This is a genomic window from Flavobacterium keumense, assembly GCF_029866485.1.
Lineage (GTDB): Bacteria > Bacteroidota > Bacteroidia > Flavobacteriales > Flavobacteriaceae > Flavobacterium > Flavobacterium keumense.
Genome location: NZ_CP092332.1, coordinates 1 through 14173 on the forward strand (window position 1 = coordinate 1; position 14173 = coordinate 14173).

The window sequence follows — 14173 nt, forward strand, 5'->3', positions numbered from 1 at the left end:
ATGAACAAAACTGCTCAATCAGTATGGGAAAACTGTTTATCCTTCATAAAGGATAATATTCAAGATCAAGCTTATAAAACTTGGTTTGAACCTATTAAATCAGTTGAACTTACCGATAATGCATTATATATTCAAGTACCAAGTAAATTTTTCTACGAATGGTTAGAAGAACATTACGTTAAATTATTGAAAGTGGCACTTACTAAAGAACTTGGAAAAAACGCAAAGTTACTCTATAAAATTAAAATGGAGAACACTTACGGTAATAAACAACCTTATACCGAACAATTACCAAGTGCTAATAGAATACAAATGAAACCTCAGGATGTAGATGCTCCTTTAAAAAATCTTAATCCAGAACTTAAAAATCCATTTGTAATTCCTGGTATTCGCAATTTAAAAATTGAATCACAACTTAACGCAAATTATAGCTTTGATAACTTCTTAGAAGGAGATTCAAACCGACTAGCGCGTTCTGCTGGTATGGCTGTGGCCAATAAACCAGGAGGAACTTCTTTCAACCCTCTTTTAATTTTTGGTGGAGTTGGTTTAGGAAAAACGCACTTAGCACATGCTATTGGTGTTGAAATTAAAGACAAGTATCCCGAAAAAACAGTGTTATATATTTCAGCAGAAATTTTCACACAACAATACATTGATGCGGTAAGAAAAAATACAAGAAATGATTTTATTCATTTCTACCAATTGATTGATGTATTAATCATTGACGATGTTCAATTCCTTTCGGGAAAATCAGGAACTCAAGATGTATTTTTCCATATATTTAATTACTTACATCAAAATGGAAAACAAGTTATTTTGACTTCAGACAAAGCCCCTGTTGACATGCAAGACATTGAACAACGCTTATTGTCTCGTTTCAAATGGGGACTATCTGCCGAATTACATCAACCTGATTACGAAACTAGAGTATCCATCTTAAACAACATTTTATACCGTGATGGTGTTGAAATGCCAGAAGAAATTGTAGAGTATGTAGCGCGCAACATCAAAACAAATGTTAGAGAATTAGAAGGTGCTATTATTTCTTTGATTGCTCAATCTTCTTTCAATAAAAAAGAAGTAACTATTGAATTAGCCAAGAATATTGTAGAAAAATTCGTGAAAAATGTCAAACGCGAAATTTCTATCGACTACATTCAAAAAATTGTTTCCGATTATTTCCAATTGGACTTAGAAACACTACAATCTAAAACTAGAAAAAGACACGTAGTACAAGCCAGACAATTAGCGATGTTTTTTGCAAAGAAATTTACCAAAGCTTCTTTGGCCAACATTGGTTCTCAAATTGGAGATCGTGATCATGCTACTGTATTACACGCTTGCAAAACGGTTGATAATTTAGTTTCTACTGACAAACAATTCAAAAAATTTGTTGAAGACATCAATAAAAAACTAACCTTATAGACAGCCAATGTCCGTAAAAATCGTAATGGTTTGTTTGGGAAATATTTGTAGGTCGCCATTGGCCGAAGGAATATTAGCCGCAAAACTACCCCAAGATAAATTCATCGTAGACTCTGCTGGAACTGGTTCTTGGCACATTGGTCAATCTCCTGACGAACGTTCTGTTGCCGTAGCTAAAAAAAACGGACTCGATATTTCAAATCAGAGAGGAAGACAATTCTGTAGTGCCGACTTTGATACTTTTGATTATATTTACGTAATGGATAATTCCAATTACGAGAATGTTATCGCTTTGGCGGAGACCAAAGAACAAAAAGCAAAAGTAAAACTCATCATGAATGAGTTAACTCCTGAACAGAATAAAGACGTACCTGACCCCTATTTTGGAATGCACAATGGGTTTGATATTGTGTACGCCATGCTAGATGAAGTTTGTGACGTTATTGCTCAAAAATTGATTACCAAACATCAATAAATACTGTTATCTCAAACTGAAAACACACTGTTATGAATACTAAAACACCTATAGGAAAACTGTATTTAATTCCAACTACTATGGGAGAAAGTGACCCTATGGATGTATTGCCCCAAACTGTAAAACGAACTATCGAACTCATAGACTATTATATCGTAGAAAATGAAAAAAACAGCTCGTAAGTCTATTAAAGCCGTTCTTCCCGAAAAAAAACAATCGGAACTCATCCTTTTTGCATTGAATAAACATACCGATGCGAGAGAGCATCTTAGTTTTATCCAACCCTTATTAGAAGGTAAAAATGTAGGCTTAATGAGTGAAGCCGGGTGCCCAGGCGTTGCCGATCCGGGTGCCGTAATTGTAAAATTGGCACACGAAAAAGGAATTCAAGTCATTCCACTTGTTGGTCCTTCCTCTATTCTTTTAGCGATGATGGCTTCTGGAATGAATGGACAAAGTTTTACTTTTAATGGTTATTTACCCATTGATAAAAGTGAAAAAAAATCAGCCATAAAAAATTTAGAGAAATTGTCTTTTGACAAAAATCAATCGCAAATTTTTATTGAAACTCCTTATCGTAATAACAAACTGTTAGAAGATATTCTACAAACACTACATCCCAATACACACCTTTGTATTGCTGCGGATATTACCTTACCAACTGAATACATCAAAACATTAAGAGTAAGTGATTGGAAAAAAACAAAAGTAGATTTGCATAACCGCCCTACCATTTTTATCATTCATAAAATGTAATGATCTCAAATCATTCTTTTTAATTCAATTATTATGTATGCATAATAATTTATTCCTATATTTATCTCTCAAAATAGCACATCTATGAGTTTTACAGATAAAATGCTTCGCGATAACGCGCTGAAAGGAAAAGTAATTGTAGTTACAGGTGGCGGAAGTGGCTTAGGCAAAGCCATGACTAAATATTTTTTAGAATTAGGCGCTGAAGTCGCTATCACTTCGCGTGATTTAGAAAAACTAAAAAACACTGCTGCCGAATTAGAAACACAAACTGGTGGAACTTGTTTACCTCTACAATGCGATGTTCGTCATTACGAAGAAGTCGAAAAAATGCTTCAAGAGACACTAAAAGCCTTTGGCAAAGTCGATATATTATTGAACAACGCAGCGGGTAATTTTATTTCACCAACTGAACGTTTGTCGTCTAATGCCTTTGACACTATCATTGATATTGTGCTAAAGGGAACTAAAAACTGTACACTCGCTTTTGGTAAACATTGGATTGACAGTAAACAACCTTCAGCTACCGTATTGAATATAGTAACTACTTATGCTTGGACAGGTTCTGCATATGTAGTACCAAGTGCAACTGCAAAAGCTGGCGTTTTGGCCATGACCAAAAGTTTAGCTGTAGAATGGGCCAAATACGGAATCCGTACCAACGCCATTGCTCCAGGACCTTTCCCTACCAAAGGTGCGTGGGACAGATTATTACCTGGTGATTTAGCCGAAAAATTTGACATGGCTAAAAAAGTTCCTTTAAAACGCGTGGGAGATCATCAAGAATTAGCCAATTTGGCAGCTTATTTGGTTTCTGATTTTTCAGCCTATATCAACGGAGAAGTAGTCGTTATTGATGGAGGCGAATGGTTAAAAGGCGCTGGCCAATTTAATCTATTAGAAGAGATTCCTGCCGAAATGTGGGATATGTTAGAAATGATGATTAAAGCCAAAAAAAACAAATAAATTACTTCAAAAAGAGCGTACTAGAAATAGTCGCTCTTTTTTTATTCTTATCACTAAATAAATATATCAAATTAGCAAACATTTGAGAAAAAACGAATCCACTCTGAATTAAATCCCTATTTTTGTTAGGTAAATTATAGAATACAATTATATGCTCATTATTGGAATTGCAGGAGGAACAGGAAGTGGAAAAACTACTGTAGTAAATCAAATCATCAACGAATTACCTGAAGCTGAAGTAGGAATCATTTCACAAGATTCTTATTATAAAGAAAATGTTGGAATGACTTATGAAGAAAGAGCTGCTATTAATTTTGACCATCCAAGATCTATTGATTTTGAATTATTGGTACAACACTTAAAAGAATTAAAAGCAGGAAACAACATCAATCAACCTGTATATTCTTTTGTAACACATAATAGAACTAGCGATACTGTTTTTACACATCCTAGAAAAGTGATGATTGTTGAAGGTATTTTGATATTGACTTATCCTGAATTGAGAGACCTTTTTGACGTAAAAATATATGTTCAGGCAGATCCGGACGAACGTTTGATTCGACGACTAAAAAGAGATATCGCCGATCGTGGCCGAGATATGGACGAAGTATTGAATCGTTATCAAACCACGCTAAAACCAATGCATTTGCAGTTTATCGAACCCACAAAAGCATTTGCCGATATCATTATACCTAACGACAAATACAATACGGTAGCAATAGACGTGGTACGAGCCGTAATCAATCAGAAAATTCAATAAATTAGTAAAAAATTAAAATATAAAATCCTGATTTAATTGCAATTAGATTATTTTTAGGAGCTATTTCCCGCTTTACGTTACAATCCATTCTAAAAAGAATGGTATTTTCACTGCAATCGGGGCTAAAAAAGAGTAACAATGATAAATACGTTTAAAAACAAATCTTGGTTCAAATTATTGAGTAATAAATACATTTTAGTTTTGGTATTTTTTACTGTATGGATGCTGTTTTTAGATAATTACTCGTATTTCGACCATAGATTCTTAGACAACCAAATTGAAGAATTAGAAGATAATAAAACCTATTATCAAGAAGAAATTAAAAAGGACAAAAAACACATCAAAGAACTACAAAACATCGGTCACGTTGAAAAATATGCCCGTGAAAAATATTACATGAAAAAAGATAGCGAGGATATTTACATTATCGAATTTGAAGGAGATAGTGCTATTAAAACTAAATAATCGTAACTATTTTTTGAATTAAGAACAAAAACTACAGCAAATGGAACCTCTTTTTAATGATTTCGCCCCTGTTTCTGCCAAAGAATGGAAACAAAAAATTCAGTTTGAACTGAAAGGAGCTGATTATAATGAAACCTTGATTTGGAATACTCCAGAAAACATAAAGGTAAAACCATTTTACGATAAAGAAGATATAAAAGAAGTTATTTCAGTAGCTACGAAAGCTTCTGAATTTAAAATTTGCCAACCTATTTTTGTCCATGATATTGACAAATCAATAGAACGTGCCTTAGACAGTTTGAGTAGAGGTGCAGAGAGTATTCGTTTCACCGTTGAAAACGAAACTATAGATGTAGTAAAGTTGTTAGCAAAATTACCATTAGAGAACACCCCGATTTTCTTTCATTTTAGTTTTATTTCAATCGATTTCGTAAAAAAATTAGCAACAATTGCTAAAGAAAGAAAAGCAACCATTTATTGTAACATTGATCCTATTGGGCAACTAGCCAAAGAAGGAAATTGGTTTACGACTTCTGAAAAAAACAATTTTGACACCTTAAATAATCTTACTAAAAACTACTCCTCTCTATCTTTAATTAGTGTAAACGGAGCTTTATATCAAAATGCCGGAGCCAATATTGTACAACAAATTGCTTATACTTTGGCTCATGCCAATGAATATTTCAACCACATTGAGATAACTACAACTCAAACTATGGTATTAGAAATTGCGGTGGGAACCAATTACTTTTTTGAAATCGCTAAACTAAGAGCTATTCGGTTACTTTTTAATTTAATTGCGTCAGAATACAATCAAAATTGGACGTGCCATTTAGTAGTTACACCAACAAAGAGAAACAAAACATTGTACGATTACAACGTAAATATGCTTCGTTCCACAACCGAATGTATGAGTGCCATATTAGGGGGGGGTGACACAATTGTTAATCTACCTTACGACGCACTGTACCACAAAGACAATGAATTTGGAGACCGAATTGCGCGAAACCAATTGTTGATTTTAAAAAATGAAAGCTATTTTGATAAAGTCAATAATCCATCAGACGGAAGTTACTATATAGAAAGTTTGACACAACAACTAGCAGATAAAGCCTTGACATTATTCAAAGATATTGAAGCTAATGGCGGATTTCTAAAACAATTGAACGACGGAATTATCAAAAGAAAAATTCAAGAAAGTGCTGACAAAGAACAAGATTTGTTTGATGCTGGAAAAGAAATTTTATTGGGAACAAACAAACATACCAACAAAAGCGATCGAATGAAACACGATTTGGAACTTTTTCCTTTTGTCAAAATAAAACCAAGAAAAACACTCATAACTCCAATTATTGAGCGACGTCTCGCCGAGAAAATAGAACAAGAACGATTGGAAAATGAGTAATTGTTTCGTATCCAAATACAATGTCAAATAGAAATTTGTCACCAAAAATGAAAAGAAAAGACCTACAACATATTCAAATCAAATCTGTAGAGAATTCCAAAAGTGAAATCAAAGCAACGGCTGAATTTCAAACTGCTGAAGGAATTGCTTTGAAACCAACCTACACCAAACAAGATATTCAACAATTAGAACATTTGGATTTTGGAGCCGGATTTGCGCCTAATTTACGTGGTCCATATGCAACCATGTATGTACGTCGTCCTTGGACAGTGCGTCAATATGCAGGATTTTCAACCGCCGAAGAAAGTAATGCTTTTTACAGACGAAATTTAGCAGCAGGTCAAAAAGGCCTTTCTATTGCCTTTGATTTACCCACGCACCGCGGCTACGATTCAGATCACGAGCGTGTGGTAGGCGATGTTGGAAAAGCAGGTGTAGCCATTGATTCTGTTGAGGATATGAAAGTCTTATTTGACCAAATTCCTCTAGACGAAATGTCGGTTTCCATGACCATGAATGGCGCCGTACTTCCCATTATGGCATTTTATATTGTAGCAGCTGAAGAACAAGGTGTAACCCCTGAAAAACTATCCGGCACTATCCAAAACGATATTTTGAAAGAGTTTATGGTGAGAAACACCTACATCTATCCGCCTACTCCTTCAATGAAAATCATTGCTGATATTTTTGAGTTTACCAGTAAAAGTATGCCAAAATTCAACTCGATTTCTATCTCTGGTTATCACATGCAAGAAGCTGGAGCTACTGCAGATATTGAATTGGCCTACACTTTAGCCGATGGTTTAGAATACATTAGAACAGGACTCTCTGCCGGAATGAAAATTGACGAATTTGCGCCGAGACTTTCTTTCTTTTGGGCTATTGGGATGAACCATTTTATGGAAATTGCCAAAATGCGTGCAGGACGAATGATTTGGGCAAAATTGGTCAAACAATTCGAACCAAAAGATGACAAATCCTTAGCATTGCGCACCCATTGCCAAACATCGGGTTGGAGTTTAACTGAACAAGATCCGTTTAACAACGTTGCACGAACTTGTATAGAAGCGGCGGCAGCAGCTTTTGGCGGAACACAATCGTTACATACTAATGCGTTAGACGAAGCCATCGCCTTACCTACAGATTTTTCGGCTAGGATAGCTAGAAACACGCAACTCTATTTACAAGACGAAACCAAAATCACTAAAACTGTTGACCCGTGGGCAGGCAGTTACTATGTAGAAAATTTGACCAATGAAATTGCGCAAAGTGCATGGAAACTGATCGAAGAAGTAGAAGAATTAGGAGGCATGACTAAGGCCATTGAATCTGGAATTCCTAAACTTCGAATTGAAGAAGCAGCGGCAAGAAAACAAGCTCGAATTGATAGTGGACAAGATATTATTGTAGGTGTCAACCAATACCGTTTAGAGAAAGAAGATCCACTACAAATTTTGGACGTAGATAATCAAATGGTGCGCAAACAACAAATAGAACAATTGGAGCGCATTAAATCGACTCGAAATAATGAAAATGTTAAAAAAAGTCTAGATAAATTAATCCATTGTGCCAAAACAGGAGATGGTAATTTATTAGAAATTGCTGTTGAAGCAGCCAGAAACAGAGCTACTTTAGGAGAAATTAGTGATGCCCTTGAAACTGTTTTTGGAAGATATAAAGCACAAATTAAATCGTTTAGTGGTGTGTATAGTAAAGAAATAAAAAATGACGAAAGTTTTGAAAAAGCAAAACAATTAGCCAATGTATTTGCCGAAAAAGAAGGCAGAAGACCTCGAATTATGATTGCTAAAATGGGACAAGACGGTCACGATCGTGGTGCCAAAGTTGTCGCCACAGGTTATGCTGATGTGGGTTTTGATGTGGATATTGGTCCGCTTTTTCAAACGCCTGCTGAAGCAGCAAAGCAAGCCGTAGAAAATGATGTCCATATCCTTGGTGTATCTTCATTAGCTGCTGGTCACAAAACCTTAGTTCCGCAAGTAATTGAAGAACTGAAAAAATACGGAAGAGAAGACATCATGGTAGTTGTAGGAGGAGTAATTCCTGCTCAAGATTACCAATTCTTATTTGATGCCGGTGCTGTGGCGGTTTTTGGTCCCGGAACAAAAATTAGCGAAGCAGCAATTAAAATACTAGAAATTTTAATTGATTAACAACCTTATACTTAAGAATAAAAAGACAGCTAATAAGCTGTCTTTTTATTTTAAAACATTGATTATCAAAAAATTAATATATTTTTAACGCAATAATTCAATTACTATTTATATTTTTACTTGTATTAAATATCTAAAAAAAATACAGTAACTCCAAATCATCATATTTTCAGATTACCTATTGATGTGTCACTAAATAATTAACCAAAAGGGGAAGAAAACAAAAACCTTACAACATTATTTAATCAATTAAACACAATCAATATTAATTTAAACATGAAAATTATGAAATCAACTAGTATTATTTTACTTGTATTAGCACTTACTGCTAACTCTTATGCACAGGAGAAAGGTCAAATCAAAGCAATCGAATTACCTGGTGTAGTAATCAAAAGAGTCGGAAAAGATTTTTCTATCTATCTACCAGACAACAATCCAGATCAAAGAGTAAGAGCTATTGAAGAAAAATTCATAGCCTATGACCTTGGAAAAGAAAATGAGGGATATGAAGAATACCTTCTAGTTATGAAAGGCAATAAAGGACAACTTGCTGCAACCTATGATGAAAAAGGGAAATTAACTCGTGTAGTAGAAAATTATAAAAATGTCATTTTACCATCACAAGTGATTTATGCTATCTACAGGACTTACCCGAAATGGACTATTGTAAATGATAAATTCTTATACACTCAAGAATCCGGTGATATAATTAAAAAGCAATACAATATCAAAATAAAAAAAGATAAAGAGGTAAAACACTTAACCGTAAAAGCTAATGGTGAAATCGTCAAAATTAGATAGAAACAAAAAAGAAAGCCAAATATATACTTGGCTTTCTTTTAACCTTTAAACACTTTTTTCTTTAACCTAATTTTTTAAAACTGTAGCATCCGCATCTGGTTCAATAAACGAAGTATCGTAACCTCCAAACGCTTTCATATAACTTCGTATAGAGGTACCATACGCATCTCTAAAATAACGCTCTCCATTGGATCTAAAATATCTTTTCACCGAACGAACACCACCCAAATGAGCAGCGGCTAAGATCCCTGATTCTGTAATATGAATGCCATTAATTACAGCGCCCTCATATTTTTCAATTTCATTACGCAACAACCATTTGTTTTTTGCCAATAATGCCAAAAAGGCTTTCTCTTGTAAATCTGGATTTCTCAAAAAAGAAGTAGTATTGTACACTCCAATAGTTCGTAAGGTTTCAGGTCCAAATTGGTATTTACCTAAATAACCTAACGAATTGATTTTTCTGTATTTTCCTTGCGATTCTTTGAAGGCAATTGCTTCTTTATAACCAATAAAGAAATTTCCAGTAAAAGGAATATTCAATTTTGCGTAATCTTCTTGTTTTTGAGAAGGAAATAAATAGTCGGATTCATCTGTTCCGTCAGTTAGAAACCAAGGATTGGAATCTAAATTAAAAGGCTTAAAACCTGAACTTAAAAAAGCAATAATTAGTAGTAAAGTGGAATAAAAATGCCATTTCTTTATCATAAATTGTTTTTCTTCTAAACACTGTCACTATTAGAAATTTCTACAATGCAAATATACAACAAAAAATACAATGCTTAAAATCAGCATGTTAAAGTTTTCTAAAAACAACTTTTTAACTTTTTAGAAATAGTGGCAAACCTAGTATTCAAACGTTAGCGCTGGATTTTGATAATTCGAATAAAATCATAAAAAAAGAGCTTAAAAAAGCTCATTATTGACAATTGTTTGATCGATTTAGCGACTAAAAAAAGACGAAAACAACTAATTTTCGCCCTTTTAAACTATCTTTTTACACCTTGACTATTCATCCAATTGTAATATTTTTTAGCATTTTGCTCATGTTCTGCTTGTGTGACTGCAAAATCGTGGTACCCAAAACGATCTACACTCGCGCAGAAATAAATATAATTATGTTTCTCCGGATTCAATACTGCTTCAATTGCAGTAATATCAGGCATCGCAATTGGGCCCGGTGGAAGTCCTGCAACAGCATAAGTATTATAAGGAGAGTTAACTTGTAAATCTTTGTTTAAAACTCTTTTAATTACTTGAGTAAAATCATTTGATTTCTTTTTTACGGCATAAATTACGGTTGGATCTGCTTGCAATAAAATACCTTTATGTAAACGATTTAAATATACCCCTGCAATTCTAGGTCTTTCATCTTTTTTCACAGATTCTTTATGCACTATCGAAGCTAAAATTGTTGCCTCAATTGGTGTTAAACCTTGTGCTTTAGCTTTGGCAACTCGCTCTTCATTCCAAAAAATACGGTATTCTTTAATCATTTTATCACGAAACTTGATAGCTGTTGTATTCCAATACAATTCGTAGGTATTAGGAATAAACATCGTCAGCACATTTTCTTCATCAAATCCATTTTCCTTTAAAAAAGTGGAATCTTTAATAGCCTTTAATAAGGAAATACTATCTGCTTCTATTTCAGAACCAATTCTTCCAGCAAAATCTTCTAATCGTTCTTGGTTGTTGAATGATAATTTTACTTCATTATTGATTCGTAAGGCGTTAATCAGTTCATTACTATTCATTCCTTTTTTGAATAAGAATTTACCTGGCTTCACATTGTTAGGGTATTTCTTTTTATTCGCCACCGCATCAAATCGATCCATGTCTTCAACATACGGAGCTACTATTTTTTTAACTGCTTCATAATCCGAACCTGTTGGAACGTAAACATATACCTCATTTTCTTCAAATTTAGTATTGTCCGAAAATATTTGACGCACTAATATAAGTCCGTAAATCATTAGGATTGAAATAACAACAATACTAACTGTAGTGATGATTTTTTTTATATTCAAAATTGTATTTTTTTAAAATGAATGATTAACTAATTGATATAGAGCTTCGTCTTTAAAGATTCCGTTAACTAACGTCCAATCTTTTTTAACGCCTATTTTTTCAAATCCAAATTTAGTAAAAAGTGCTATACTGGCCGTATTTTCTGTTGCAATATTTGCATACAATTGATGTAAATTCAAATTGTAAAAAGCATATTGAATTAGCAATTCTAATGCTTCTGAACCGATATTTTGTTTTCTATTCTCGATGGATTGAATTACAATCCCAATTCCAGCTCTCCTATTTTGAGGATCGAAGTCAAACAAATCAATCAACCCCAAGGCAGGAAAATCTTCGTCTTGACAAATAGCCAATCGCAATTGTTTGGCCTCATAAATATCCTGATGGGCATTTTCCAAATACTGTTTCACTAAAAACCGACTGTAAGGCGTTTGTGTATTACTCACTTCCCAAATATTTTGGTCATTTTCCATCGCATAGACAAACTCCAAATCATTGGGTTCCAATGCGCGCAGATAAATAGTTTTGCCTGTAAGGGTTATCATTTGCTAGATTTATATCTCAATTGTTCCTTTAAAAACAAATTCGGCAGGCCCTTTCAAAAACACATTAGTGTATTTTCCATCTTTTTTATCAAAAGAAACGGCTAATTTTCCGCCTTCAACATTCAAATTAATAGCGTTCAAATCCGTTTGACCCGTAGCATTCATTGCAATCGCTACCGCAGTAGCACCTGTACCACAAGCTAGAGTTTCATCCTCTACCCCTCTTTCATAAGTTCGTAAAGAAAAAGTAGTATCGTCTATTTTTTTTACAAAATTAATATTACTTCCTTGTTGTCCATACAAAGCGCCATAACGAATAGCAGCTCCGTTCTCTTTTACATTATAATGTTCTAAATCCTCAACTAATTGCACATGATGTGGGGAACCGGTATTCAAAAAAGAATATTCTGCTGTGTTTTTAATTTCAGTAACATCAATCATTTGCAAAGAAACAATACCATCAGCAGCCACTGTAGCATAATGCAAGCCATCAGTAGCAATAAAAGTAGTTTCGTCTTGGATAACATTTAATTTTTTGGCGAAAGCCACCAAACAACGTCCTCCGTTACCACACATCGAACTCAAATTACCATCCGAGTTGTAATACACCATTCTGAAATCAGTATCTGTATTGCTATCCAGTAAAATCAGTCCATCTGCTCCAATCCCAAAACGACGGTCGCATAAATGAGCTACTAATTGCGTGTTTTCTTTAGGAAAAGTATTCGAACGATTATCAATCATTACAAAATCATTTCCAGTACCTTGGTATTTATAAAACTCTAGTTGCATTTTCAGTAATTGTAAAACACAAAAGTACGAACTATTAATGAAATGTTAATCATTGTTAAAGAGCGTTAAACTGTTTTTTGTAAAACAATTTCTATTTTAAATTTACCATCAATAATTTAAAACCGAAAAAACATTATGAATCGCTTTTCAAATTTATTTTTAGTTTCTTTATTAAGTGGAGCAGTAACGCTAGGGACTTACAAATTATTATTTGACCAAAATGGTTTTTTATCAAAAAACAATGATGGATTAGTCACTGTTGCTCCCGATTATTATGGTAAACGAACTGGTTTTTCTCCTGAAAATGTCGATTTTACAGAAGCCGCCGAAAAGACAATTCATACCGTAGTTCACGTAAAAAATGTTTCTCGAAGAACCATTTCAAATCCTATTCTTGAATTCTTTTATGGCTATGGAGGCAGTCAACAACAAGAACAAATCGGTACCGGGTCAGGGGTCATCATCTCCGAAGATGGTTATATTGTAACTAATAACCACGTGATTAAAGACGCTACCGAAATCGAAATCACATTAAACAATAAAAAATCATACAAAGCCAAACTCATTGGTACCGATTCCAAAATGGATATAGCCTTACTAAAAATCAATGCCGATGAAAAATTACCCTATACAGCTTTTGCTAATTCTGATTCAGTAAAAATTGGGGAATGGGTTTTGGCAGTTGGAAATCCCTATAATTTAACTTCAACGGTAACTGCTGGAATTGTATCTGCCAAAGCACGAAATCTAGACACCAGCGGTATTCAATCTTTTATTCAAACCGATGCTGCTGTCAATCCAGGAAATAGCGGTGGTGCCTTAGTGAATACTCGTGGAGAATTAATTGGTATTAACACCATGATTAGCTCTCCAACCGGAAGTTATACTGGTTATTCATTTGCAGTTCCTTCCAATATAGCTCGAAAAATAATTGAGGACATTATGGAATATGGTAATGTGCAACGTGGCATCCTTGGAGTGGAAGGAGGCGAATTAAATTCAAAATCGTCTAAAGAATTAGGCGTTTCTCAAACCGAAGGCTTCTACGTTAGTCGAGTAACCAAACGATCTGGGGCTGAAAAAGCAGGACTTCAAAAAGGAGATATTATAATCAAACTCGATAATCAATCTGTTTCAACTTTTGCTGATTTATCTGGTTATATCAATACTAAACGACCTAATGATAAAGTAGTTGTAACTATTATCCGAGATGGAAAAAATAAAGTTGTTCCTGTTACACTTAGCAAAAATGAATATTTCAATACAGAATTCAAAGGATTAGAATTAGAAAATATTGATGCTAATGACAAGAAGCGATTCCGTTTGAATTATGGTGTTAAAATCAAAGCAATTACTAACGAGAATTTGAAACAATACGAAACGGAGCTTTTAGGGAATATCATTTTAAGTATTGACAATGTAAAAGCAACCGATATTGAAACTGTTTCTAAATTATTGAATAACAAAGAAGAAAATCAAAGTATTCGAATTGAAATGATCAATCATAATGGAGAAATTTTTAGAATAATTATTTAATTCAACTCAATTTTAGAATGAAAGTCGTCTTGAATATCA

Annotated in this window: 13 protein-coding genes and 1 pseudogene; 10 read left to right on the forward strand and 4 right to left on the reverse strand. The window is 33.9% G+C overall.

Going from position 1 to position 14173, the window contains the following annotated elements; translation table 11 throughout:
- The 9 genes and pseudogenes from dnaA (at position 1) to MG292_RS00045 (ending at position 9230) form a co-directional block, all read left to right on the forward strand.
- Positions 1 to 1428: a chromosomal replication initiator protein DnaA gene (dnaA, locus tag MG292_RS00005; protein ID WP_264532620.1), complete on the forward strand. Its 1428-nt coding sequence runs from the start codon at positions 1 to 3 to the stop codon at positions 1426 to 1428.
- 7 nt (positions 1429 to 1435) lie between these two features.
- Entirely contained in the window at positions 1436 to 1903 is a 468-nt protein-coding gene (locus tag MG292_RS00010) for a low molecular weight protein-tyrosine-phosphatase (RefSeq protein ID WP_264532619.1), read from the forward strand.
- Positions 1904 to 1935: 32 nt separating this feature from the next.
- A pseudogene (locus tag MG292_RS00015) lies at positions 1936 to 2659 on the forward strand (SAM-dependent methyltransferase).
- Positions 2660 to 2743: 84 nt separating this feature from the next.
- Positions 2744 to 3625, forward strand: coding sequence for an SDR family oxidoreductase (locus MG292_RS00020; RefSeq protein WP_264532617.1), 882 nt, complete (start codon positions 2744 to 2746; stop codon positions 3623 to 3625).
- 151 nt (positions 3626 to 3776) lie between these two features.
- The gene (udk, locus tag MG292_RS00025; RefSeq protein WP_264532616.1) at positions 3777 to 4385 is read left to right on the forward strand and encodes a uridine kinase; all 609 of its coding nucleotides are present in this window, start codon (positions 3777 to 3779) and stop codon (positions 4383 to 4385) included.
- Positions 4386 to 4523: 138 nt separating this feature from the next.
- A complete protein-coding gene (locus MG292_RS00030; RefSeq protein ID WP_264532615.1) occupies positions 4524 to 4850 on the forward strand; it encodes an FtsB family cell division protein in 327 nt (108 codons plus the stop codon).
- 40 nt (positions 4851 to 4890) lie between these two features.
- Entirely contained in the window at positions 4891 to 6255 is a 1365-nt protein-coding gene (locus MG292_RS00035; RefSeq protein ID WP_264532614.1) for a methylmalonyl-CoA mutase subunit beta, read from the forward strand.
- A gap of 47 nt (positions 6256 to 6302) precedes the next feature.
- Positions 6303 to 8429, forward strand: coding sequence for a methylmalonyl-CoA mutase (gene scpA / locus MG292_RS00040; RefSeq protein WP_264532613.1), 2127 nt, complete (start codon positions 6303 to 6305; stop codon positions 8427 to 8429).
- A gap of 285 nt (positions 8430 to 8714) precedes the next feature.
- Positions 8715 to 9230, forward strand: a complete 516-nt coding sequence (locus MG292_RS00045; protein ID WP_264532612.1) for a hypothetical protein — start codon at positions 8715 to 8717, stop codon at positions 9228 to 9230.
- 66 nt (positions 9231 to 9296) lie between these two features.
- Here MG292_RS00045 and MG292_RS00050 read toward each other — a convergent pair whose 3' ends face one another.
- From MG292_RS00050 to dapF, 4 genes are all read right to left on the reverse strand, one after another.
- Positions 9297 to 9938, reverse strand: a complete 642-nt coding sequence (locus MG292_RS00050) for a peptidoglycan-binding protein LysM (RefSeq protein WP_264532611.1) — start codon at positions 9936 to 9938, stop codon at positions 9297 to 9299.
- Positions 9939 to 10219: 281 nt separating this feature from the next.
- On the reverse strand, positions 10220 to 11260 hold the full coding sequence (gene mltG, locus MG292_RS00055; protein WP_264532610.1) for an endolytic transglycosylase MltG: 1041 nt from the start codon (positions 11258 to 11260) through the stop codon (positions 10220 to 10222).
- Positions 11261 to 11272: 12 nt separating this feature from the next.
- Positions 11273 to 11806 carry a GNAT family N-acetyltransferase gene (locus tag MG292_RS00060; protein ID WP_264532609.1) on the reverse strand — a complete coding sequence of 178 codons (534 nt, stop codon included), beginning with the start codon at positions 11804 to 11806 and terminating at the stop codon, positions 11273 to 11275.
- Between the two features lie 9 nt (positions 11807 to 11815).
- Positions 11816 to 12598, reverse strand: coding sequence for a diaminopimelate epimerase (dapF, locus tag MG292_RS00065; RefSeq protein ID WP_264532608.1), 783 nt, complete (start codon positions 12596 to 12598; stop codon positions 11816 to 11818).
- A 135-nt stretch (positions 12599 to 12733) separates the two neighbouring features.
- Between dapF and MG292_RS00070 the strand changes: the two genes are divergently transcribed.
- Positions 12734 to 14134 carry a Do family serine endopeptidase gene (locus MG292_RS00070; RefSeq protein ID WP_264532607.1) on the forward strand — a complete coding sequence of 467 codons (1401 nt, stop codon included), beginning with the start codon at positions 12734 to 12736 and terminating at the stop codon, positions 14132 to 14134.
- The last annotated feature ends 39 nt before the right edge of the window (positions 14135 to 14173 follow it).

Excerpts from the sequence above, each read along its gene's own strand:
- udk (WP_264532616.1), top strand. The coding sequence starts at position 3,777 with ATGCTCATTATTGGAATTGCAGGAGGAACAGGAAGTGGAAAAACTACT.
- scpA (WP_264532613.1), top strand. The coding sequence starts at position 6,303 with ATGAAAAGAAAAGACCTACAACATATTCAAATCAAATCTGTAGAGAAT.
- MG292_RS00070 (WP_264532607.1), top strand. The coding sequence starts at position 12,734 with ATGAATCGCTTTTCAAATTTATTTTTAGTTTCTTTATTAAGTGGAGCA.
- MG292_RS00035 (WP_264532614.1), top strand. The coding sequence starts at position 4,891 with ATGGAACCTCTTTTTAATGATTTCGCCCCTGTTTCTGCCAAAGAATGG.
- MG292_RS00030 (WP_264532615.1), top strand. The coding sequence starts at position 4,524 with ATGATAAATACGTTTAAAAACAAATCTTGGTTCAAATTATTGAGTAAT.
- MG292_RS00020 (WP_264532617.1), top strand. The coding sequence starts at position 2,744 with ATGAGTTTTACAGATAAAATGCTTCGCGATAACGCGCTGAAAGGAAAA.
- MG292_RS00060 (WP_264532609.1), bottom strand. The coding sequence starts at position 11,806 with ATGATAACCCTTACAGGCAAAACTATTTATCTGCGCGCATTGGAACCC.
- dapF (WP_264532608.1), bottom strand. The coding sequence starts at position 12,598 with ATGCAACTAGAGTTTTATAAATACCAAGGTACTGGAAATGATTTTGTA.
- MG292_RS00010 (WP_264532619.1), top strand. The coding sequence starts at position 1,436 with ATGTCCGTAAAAATCGTAATGGTTTGTTTGGGAAATATTTGTAGGTCG.
- dnaA (WP_264532620.1), top strand. The coding sequence starts at position 1 with ATGAACAAAACTGCTCAATCAGTATGGGAAAACTGTTTATCCTTCATA.
- MG292_RS00045 (WP_264532612.1), top strand. The coding sequence starts at position 8,715 with ATGAAATCAACTAGTATTATTTTACTTGTATTAGCACTTACTGCTAAC.
- MG292_RS00050 (WP_264532611.1), bottom strand. The coding sequence starts at position 9,938 with ATGATAAAGAAATGGCATTTTTATTCCACTTTACTACTAATTATTGCT.